At 55.1% G+C, this 8,819-nt stretch carries 6 protein-coding genes; all 6 read left to right on the top strand.

What is annotated here, in order from left to right:
- Positions 1-224: DUF4309 domain-containing protein (locus tag ACFPOF_RS15735; protein ID WP_378134233.1), on the top strand; the 224-nt coding region annotated here is incomplete at its 5' end.
- Between the two features lie 387 nt (positions 225-611).
- Entirely contained in the window at positions 612-2,870 is a 2,259-nt protein-coding gene (locus tag ACFPOF_RS15730) for a helix-turn-helix domain-containing protein (protein ID WP_378134231.1), read from the top strand.
- Positions 2,871-3,158: 288 nt separating this feature from the next.
- Positions 3,159-4,070, top strand: a complete 912-nt coding sequence (locus ACFPOF_RS15725; protein WP_378134229.1) for an ABC transporter permease — start codon at positions 3,159-3,161, stop codon at positions 4,068-4,070.
- Between the two features lie 93 nt (positions 4,071-4,163).
- On the top strand, positions 4,164-5,030 hold the full coding sequence (locus ACFPOF_RS15720; protein ID WP_378134436.1) for a carbohydrate ABC transporter permease: 867 nt from the start codon (positions 4,164-4,166) through the stop codon (positions 5,028-5,030).
- Positions 5,031-5,095: 65 nt separating this feature from the next.
- The gene (locus ACFPOF_RS15715; protein ID WP_378134227.1) at positions 5,096-6,673 is read left to right on the top strand and encodes an extracellular solute-binding protein; all 1,578 of its coding nucleotides are present in this window, start codon (positions 5,096-5,098) and stop codon (positions 6,671-6,673) included.
- 80 nt (positions 6,674-6,753) lie between these two features.
- The gene (locus ACFPOF_RS15710; protein WP_378134226.1) at positions 6,754-8,817 is read left to right on the top strand and encodes a beta-galactosidase; all 2,064 of its coding nucleotides are present in this window, start codon (positions 6,754-6,756) and stop codon (positions 8,815-8,817) included.
- Positions 8,818-8,819: the final 2 nt, after the last annotated feature.

The raw sequence follows: 8,819 nt of genomic DNA, 5'->3' as shown, positions 1-8,819 counted from the left end.
GCGAAATGCGCTATTTCGGCACGAACGTCGAACGCGAGACGAACATCGGGGGCATTACGCTGAAAATGCTCAAGCAGCATTGGGGCAAGCCAACCGCGACTACGTCGATCAAGAACGGAAAGCTCGAGCAACAGAAAGTCGTCTACAACCGCGGCGACTACGCGCTATCGTTTATTTTCAACGATGCGACGCATCTCGATCATATCAATCTGACGAAGAAATAGATCGATCGTGCGGAGTTGGCAGATGTGCTGGAATCAGGTGTCATTGGTAGCAATACAGTGGAGGTTCGAGTCCTCTCGACCGCACCACCTACTTAAGCGATAGAAGCCTAGCGATGGGCTTCTTTTTTTGTTGTCTTTGCGAATGTGAAGGGCTCGCACACTTGTCTGCCGATCTCGGACAACCCTAGTTATAAAGGCAGCGGAAAACTGACTGGACGAGTCGCGATCCTATCGGACGGAGATAGCGGCATCGGCCATCAGTTGTCGTATTTTTATTGTAATGTCCGTTATGAATATGATAATGTCAAAAACGAACATATACTTGTTCTCAATAAGAGAGGGTGCTTTAGCATCAAACGACAATCGTGGATCGGAAGATTGCGTTGGTTGACCGGGGCGAACCGGCTGATTCCGAAGCAGGCGTATATCCGGATTTTCATCGGGGTCGGCCTTCTCTTCGCGATCGTCTCCGTCCCCTTCGCGTTCTTGCTGTCCAATCAATTTTCCCGTTATGCGATGAAACAAATCGATCAAGTGAGCGAGGCGGAGATGGCGCACTCTCGGGACAACGCGCAATTCCTGCTAAGCAAGATGATTTCCTACGGCTTGAACATGTACGCGAACAAGAGCATCCAAGCCTGGATGATGGCGGACGCCGAATCGCATGAGAGCCAGGTCGACGCCTTGGCGGCAGGAACGCAATACATGGCGACCGAGCCTTTTCTTGATAACGTTTATATGATCAACATGCAGACCGAGCACGTGATCGATCTTCGTTACGGCATCTCCACGTTCGCGCAATTCAGCGATCCGTCGATGCTGGAGCTGGCGCGACACCCTCAGCCTTCGTACCAGCATTTCATTCCTCACGAGCTGAACGGCAAGACCAAGCTCGCGCTCGTTATTCCGACCGTTCCTTCCGGCCAGCCTTCCTTCGGGTACCTCGTCTTGATTCTCAACGACGATCTCCTGAAGCATTATTTGCTTAAGGACAACGGAAAGGCGGGCGTGCTGTCGTTCATCCTGGACGACGAAGGCAAGGCGATGCTCGGGCCGGCGGACGAATCGTTTGCCACGTTATATGACGGCTTCGCTTCCAAAGTGTCGGCGGATCAAGGAGACTTCACGGTTCGTTACGAGAGCGAAACATGGTCGGTTCAGTATGCGAAGATCGAACCGCAAGGCTGGACGTTCTTCCAGATGGCGAAGCTGGCCGGCATCCGGGCCGACTTCCGAACGTTCCAGTCTAGAATGATCGTATTCCTAACGAGCCTCATCATTCTGCTTCTTGCCATCTTGTTCTGGAATTCCCGCCGGACTTACCGCCCGTTCTCCCAGCTTGCGAGCCAGCTCGAGTCGAGGTTCGGGCCTGCGCTGCGCGGCAAGCCGAACGAGGGACCGTCGGAGGAATACCGAGTCATCCGATACGGCATCGAGATGTTGGAAGATCGTATGGATCAACTCGACTCCTCCATGCGCGAGCATCGCAACGTCATCAAGGCGGAGTACTTGCGGCAGTGGATCCTGCAGGGCAAGCTCATTACGCCGATCGAGACGTATTTGCGACGGGAAGCGCCCGCATTATTCGAAGAAGACGGCCTCTTCGTCGGCGCCATCCGCATCAGCGGCTATAGCGCGTTCAAGGAGAAGTACAGCTTCGCTTCGCGCAAGCTCGTCAAATACGCGATGGGCAACATCGCGGAAGAGATCATCCGCCGCGAAGGCTACGCTGAAGCCGTCGACCTGGGAGGCGATCATCTCGTGCTGCTGATCGCGGGAGGCAAGCTGAATAGCGACCAACTCACGCGATTGCTGGAGGAGATCCGCGATCAGATCCGGCAATGGACGCAAGTGCGGGTCGCGATTTCCGTCAGTGGACGAAAGGCGACCTTGGACGATCTTCGAGCGGTATATCAGCATATTCATGAGCTGACGATGCTGCAATTCGTCTCGGGCGAGACCAAGGTGTTTCTGGAACGCGACTTCGAAGCGTACATGCGGAAGGTCGAGCCGCTTCCCGACGACAGCCTGCTGGACGAGCTGATCGCGAAGGTTCGAATGGGGAGGACGGAGGAAGTGTCGGCGGGACTGGACCGGATCTTCGAGCCGATGCAGTCTATGCTATACGCCCAAAGCAAGTTCCAGCTGTCGCACCTGTTGTACACGCTGTTCAAGGCGTTCAATAAGCTGCCTTCGGTCGAATCCTTAGAAGGTATCGACGGCTTGCTCGAGTCGTTCGATACTCTCGCGGGCGTTCGGGCTTGGCTGGAGAAGGAATTGCTTGCGATTATCGAGGAGCTCAGCAACCGCAGAGGCTCCAGCCGTCGCGACGAGGTCGTGACGGAGATCGTCGATTACGTGCGCAGCCACCTGCACGATCCGATGTTGACCATCGAGGAGATCGCCGAGCACGTCTCATTGTCGACCCGCCATGCGAGGCAGCTCTTCAAGGAAGTGTGGGACATGACGCTGTCCGATTACATTCTTCAGGAGAGAGTGGAGAAAGTGAAAGAACTGCTCGGCACGACCGAATGGACGGTAACGGACATCGGCGAACGCGCGGGCTTCCAGACGAAGAGCCACTTTTTCACGATCTTCAAAAAGGCGACGGGCATGACCCCAAGCCAGTATCGCGAATCTTTATAACGGTGTGATGGACTCCTCTTTGCCCGAATGGGCGAGGCGGAGTTTTTATTATTTAAAATCGATATCCTCTTAAGCAGCCTTCGTCCTCCTTATAGATTCGCGCTATTTCACCTTATTCTTCGAGGTACTTCCGCCAAGAGAACTCGATTTCCGGATTGAGAACCTTGGTTTTATGCGGATTACGAGCCTCTTTTCCAAGATGAGAACTATACAGACCAAGCGCGGCGCCCGTAATGTTGGACGCAGAGCAAGTGAATCGCCGACAGCAGGAAAGGAGACGGAGAACCGGTGGGAATCGCTAGAGAGATTATTAAGAATCGTTATTTGTACGTATTGGCATTGCCTGGGTTCATGTTCTTGATCGTGTTCGCCTATGTGCCTATGGCCGGGCATCTGATCGCGTTTAAGCAGTACCGGCTCGCCGACGGCATCTGGGGGAGCAAGTGGATCGGCTTCGACAACTTCAAGTTTTTCTTTATGAGCAGCGATTGGTATAAGGTGACGTTCAACACGATTTTCCTGAACGGGCTGTTTATCGTCTGCGGCCTCGGAATCGCGCTTCTGCTCGCCATCTTCTTAAGCGAGATACAGAATGCGCTCTTTAAGAAAATCGCCCAATCGTTCATCTTCATGCCTTACTTCATTTCTTGGCTCGTCGTCAGCATGATGGTGTTCGCGTTCCTTAACACGACCGACGGCATCCTGAACCGGACGCTGGCCGCGAACGGGTTGGATACGAAGAATTGGTACTTGATGCCGGGCATCTGGCCAGCCGTGCTTACGATTATTTACGTGTGGAAGTTCGCGGGCTATTACTCGATTATCTTCCTCGCGGCAATCGCGGGAATTTCGGGCGAGTATTACGAGAGCGCCCGAATCGACGGAGCCACGCGCTTCCAACAGATCATCCATATCACGCTTCCGCTGATTCGCAGCGTCTTGATCGTACTTGCCTTGCTCGGGGTCGGGCGGATTTTCTACGGGGACTTCGGCATGATCTACGGCATCGTGGGCGATACCGCACCGTTGTACCCGACGACGGACGTTATCGACACCTACTCGTACCGGGCGCTAAGACAACTGGGCGACTTCGGCAAATCGTCTGCCGTTATCATGTACCAATCGGTGATGGGGCTCGTCACCATCGTCATCTTCAACGCAATCGCCAAACGAGTCGACAAGGATGCCGGCTTATTCTGATTCCAATCCGACAACAAGGAGGTGCCATTCATGGATAACGCAATCGGGCAGATCCGTTCCCAAAAAGCGGCCAAAATCAAAAACGACCGAACGATCCGGGAGAAGCTGTTCGTTATTTTCCTCTATGCGTTCAGCGGGTTGTTCGCTCTTCTTTGCTTCCTGCCGTTCTGGCTCGTGTTCATCAATTCCTTCGCGGCTGAATCCGCGATCAAGAAGTTCGGTTATCAGCTCATTCCGCACGACTTCACTTTGTATGCCTATCAATTCGTCATGCATGGCAAGCAGGTGGCGAGAAGCTACGGCGTCTCGGTGACGGTGACGGCCGTCGGAACGGTGCTGGCGCTGCTTATCACGGCGATGTACGCTTACGTGCTGGCCCATCCGAAAGCCAGGTACCGCAACATTCTCAGCTTTTTGACCTATTTTACGATGATTTTCGGCGCCGGCTTGGTCGGGTTCTACATCCTGATCGCCAACTGGCTTCATCTCAAAGACACGCTGTGGGCGCTCATCCTTCCTTATCTGCTGAACCCGTTCTTCGCCTTTATTATGGTGTCGTTCTACCGAACGTTGCCATACGAGATCAACGAAGCCGCAACGGTAGACGGAGCGAACGAGCTTCGCATCTTCTTCCGCATCATTCTGCCGATCTCGAAGCCGGTGCTTGCCACGGTGGGTCTTTTCTACGCGCTGCAATATTGGAACGACTTCTTCCTGGCGCTTATGTTCGTCGACGATTACAAGCTGCACCCGCTGCAAATGATGATCCGCCAGCTGATCTCCAACATCAACATCAGTGCCTACGTAAGCGGAAGCCAGACGACTTACACCCAACCGTTGCCGACTTATGGGGCTCAACTTGCGACGGTGTGCCTGACCATCGGCCCGATTTTCCTCTTGTATCCGTTCGTTCAGCGTTTCTTCGTCAAGGGGATTACTATCGGCGCCCTCAAAGGATAGTCTTGACCCGGCGACAAATCGTCCGGTTAAGGATAGAATCAACATTACACAGGAGGTCATTAAACATGATACTCAGAAAAGGATTGACGGCAGCGGCGGTAACCGCGCTTCTGCTGACGACGGCGGCATGCGGCTCGAATTCGAACGATGCCGGCAACACTGCAAGCTCGGGGGCATCCGCCAGCGCGGCGCCATCGGGAACGACGGGGGCATCATCCGCCAAGCTGGATCCCGTCACGCTTAAGATCGTCGTGCCGGGCGACCGTCCGGCGGAAATGGACGCGGTCATTAAAGAAGCCGAGAGGCAGATGGCCGATACGATCAACGTGAAGCTCGATCTTGTATTCGTACCGTGGTCCGATCTGGCCCAGAAGACGCAAGTCATGCTTGCATCCGGCGAAAACGTCGACCTCATCTTCGATGCCCCCTGGCTGCATATGGATCAGATGATCAGCGCCGGTTACTATGAACCGCTGGAAGACCTGCTGGACAAGTACGGCCAAGACGCGGTGAAAGTCCGTTCGCAGACGATGTTCGACGCCAACAAGTTCCAAGGACACATCTACGCGCTGCCGCTCGGCAATACCCATCTTGCGGGAAGAACGTATCTCGTGCGCAAGGATCTCCGCGAGAAATACGGGGTTCCGCCGATCCAAACGTATGACGATCTGATCAAGTTCGCTTATAAAGTCAAAGAGAACGAGAAGGACATCGTTCCGCTGCTTGCGTACGGTCAATCCGGGCAGAAGGACGTCTCTTGGGGAGCGTTCCGCGCCTTCATGGAATACGACCCGCAGTTGCTCCGCTCGGACGCGCTCGGCCAAAGTCTCGTGCTCTACTATAAGAACAACGACGGCAAGGTCTACAACCTGTTCGACGAGATGGAGCCGCGTGTCTGGTCGTGGATCGAAGACGCCCGCAAACTGTACACGGACGGCTTGATTCATCCGGACGTCCTCGCGATCAAGGACGTGGTTTCGGTCATCAATTCCGGTAAGGTCGCCGTTGCCGTGTACAACGAATTCGGCGTACCTTCCTCGATTAGCTCCGCTCTTGCGCAGAACTCTCCGGGCGCAGAGCTTGAAGCGGTCACGTTCATCAAGATGGAGAAGGGCCAGAACATCACGAACTTCAAGCAAGCTAACTTCCAAGCGATCCCGAAAGTCAGCAAGAACAAGGAACGCGCGATGTTGTTCCTCAACTGGACTGCCGATAGGGACAACTACGATCTTCTCGCTTACGGCATCGAAGGCCAGAACTATGAGAAGATCGGCGACGACCAATACAAGCAGATCGGCTCGGGCTACAGCTACTTCCCTTACGCTTGGATCTGGAATCCGACGACGGACCGCCTCAACGCGGGCTTCGACGAGGAGTCGATCAAGCACTATCAATTCAATAAGGACGCTTCCAACCTGACGCCGAGCATCCTGACGGGTTTCTCGTTCGACCCGGCTCCGGTCAACAACGCAATCTCGCTGTATAACGCGACCGAAGACAAGTATTACAACTCCTTATTCGACGGCGTGACCGACCCGGACGAGACGTGGTCGAAGTTCAAGAAGGAAGCCGAAGGCAATGCCAAGAAAATTCAGGTCGAGCTGCAGAAGCAAATCGACGCTTTCCTGGCAAGCAAGAAGTAAGTTAAGAATACGCAGGAAGACCGCGGGTATCCGGCAGCCGAGAGGTGCTGGGTACCCGTCCTTGATAGGGGAGAATTCATATGAACGCAGAAAAAGCAGGAGTAGCTTCGCGTAGATCGGTTATTCGCTTCGGCGGAGATTACAATCCCGAGCAGTGGCCGGAGGAGATGCTGGAGCGGGACATTGCCCTAATGAAGGAAACGGGGGTCAACGCGGTTACGATAAACGTGTTCGGCTGGTCGGCGATTCAGCCGGAACGGGAGCGGTACGATTTCCGCCGATTAGATGCCGTATTCGATCGTTTGGAGCAAGAGGGGATCGGTGTCGTCTTGGCAACTCCGACGGCCGCCCCGCCGGTTTGGCTGTTCGAGGAGTTTCCGACGATGCTGAAGGTCGGGGAAAACGGCCAGAGGACCGTGCATTGGAGCAGGCAGGCGTATTGCCCGAACCACCCGGCGTATCTGGCGGAGATCCGCAAGCTAGCAGCCGTGCTCGCCGAACGATACGGACAGCGCGAAGGGCTGCTCCTGTGGCACATCAACAACGAGTACATCGTGCATTGCTACTGCGATCATTGCGCCGAGGCATTCCGGGAATGGCTGAGACGAAAGTACGGCACGCTGGAACGATTGAACGAGGCATGGCAGCTCAGCCAGTGGAGCCTGACGCGCACCTCCTGGGAACAAATTACGCCGCCGCTCGGCGGGATGTCGCACACAAGCCACAGCTTGGATTATCAGCGTTTTCTGTCGGACTCCAATTTGCACAGTTTTCTGACGGAAAAGGAAGAGATCGTTCGGCGGTCGCCGGGAGTTCCCGTCACGACCAACTTCTATTCTCTCGACTTCCGAGGTCAGATTCATCCGAATTGGGCGCCGCATCTGGATGTTATTGCATGGGATTCCTATCCTCCGCATCGGGATCACGCCGTTTGGGCAGCCTTCCAGCACGATTATTTCCGCAGCCTGAAGCAACAGCCGTTCCTTCTCATGGAGCAAGCGACCGGCAGCGTCAATTGGAAGGCATACAACCCCGCCAAGCGTCCGGGCATGATGCGGTTGCAGAGCTATCAATCGCTCGCGCGAGGGGCGAAGGCTGTGATGTTCTTCCAGTTCCGCCAAAGCCGGGGAGGCGTGGAGAAGTTCCATAGCTCCATGGTTAGCCACGGCTCGGAGACGGAGAACCGAATCTATCGGGAAGTCCGAGAGTTGGGCGGTGAATTGGCGCAACTTGGAGAGCTCGCATGTGCAGGCTTTGGAGGTGCACGGGTCGCCTTGCTGTTCGACGTGACGCTCAGTTGGCTAGTAGACTGGAACCGCGGCAGCTTAGACATCTCTTATCGCGATGCGGTGACCGCTTTCTATCGGCCGCTCTATGAAGCGAACGTTCCGATAGATATCGTTCATCCGACGGACGATCTAAGCGGCTATGAGCTCATCGTCGCGCCGATGCTGTACATGTTCGAGGACGGAGTGCCGGAGAAGCTGCGCGAGTTCGTGGAAAAAGGCGGAAAGCTGGTCATGAGCTATCTAAGCGGAATGGTGAACGGCAACGACGTCGTGGAGCGCGGAGGGTTCCTGCGCCCGATCGATGATGTTTTCGGAATCGTCGTGGAGGAGTGGGACGCTTTCGAGCCGGATATGGCGAATCGGATTTCTTGGACTGCGGCGTCTTTATTGGCGGATGGTTCGCCGCGTTCCAGCTATGATATCCGCAAATGGGCGGAGGTCGTTCATCTGAGGGGAGCCGAAGCTCTGGCGACGTTCGAGGAAGAATATCACGCCGGGCAGCCGGCCGTCACGCGCCATAAGTATGGCAAAGGCGAGGCGTATTACGTGGCCGCTCATCCCGAGGAGGCTTTCTTACGCGAACTGTTCGGACGGATCTGCCGGGAGTACGGAGTGGAATCGCTTGGCGGAAGGAGCGAACCTTCCGGTGTAGAGATTACGGTTCGAGAAGGGGAAGAGGCAACGTATCGGTTCGTTCTAAATCACAATCCGGAGCCGATTGAGATCTGTCTTGAAGAAGCAGCCGGCGGATGGGAAATGATCGGTGGACAGCGCTTGGACGATGGGCGAATAGCGCTAAGCGGATACGGCGTTGCCATCGTGCGGCAGGGGTCTCGTAAGGAAGGAGTCGGTTGATC

It is taken from the genome of Cohnella soli, from assembly GCF_042655525.1.
Classification (GTDB): domain Bacteria; phylum Bacillota; class Bacilli; order Paenibacillales; family Paenibacillaceae; genus Cohnella; species Cohnella soli.
The sequence above is the reverse complement of the archived record's forward strand: the minus strand, read 5'-3'. Positions and strand labels throughout refer to the sequence as shown.

Coding starts and splice junctions, on each gene's coding strand:
- ACFPOF_RS15715 (WP_378134227.1), top strand. CDS start 5,096: ATGATACTCAGAAAAGGATTGACGGCAGCGGCGGTAACCGCGCTTCTG.
- ACFPOF_RS15710 (WP_378134226.1), top strand. CDS start 6,754: ATGAACGCAGAAAAAGCAGGAGTAGCTTCGCGTAGATCGGTTATTCGC.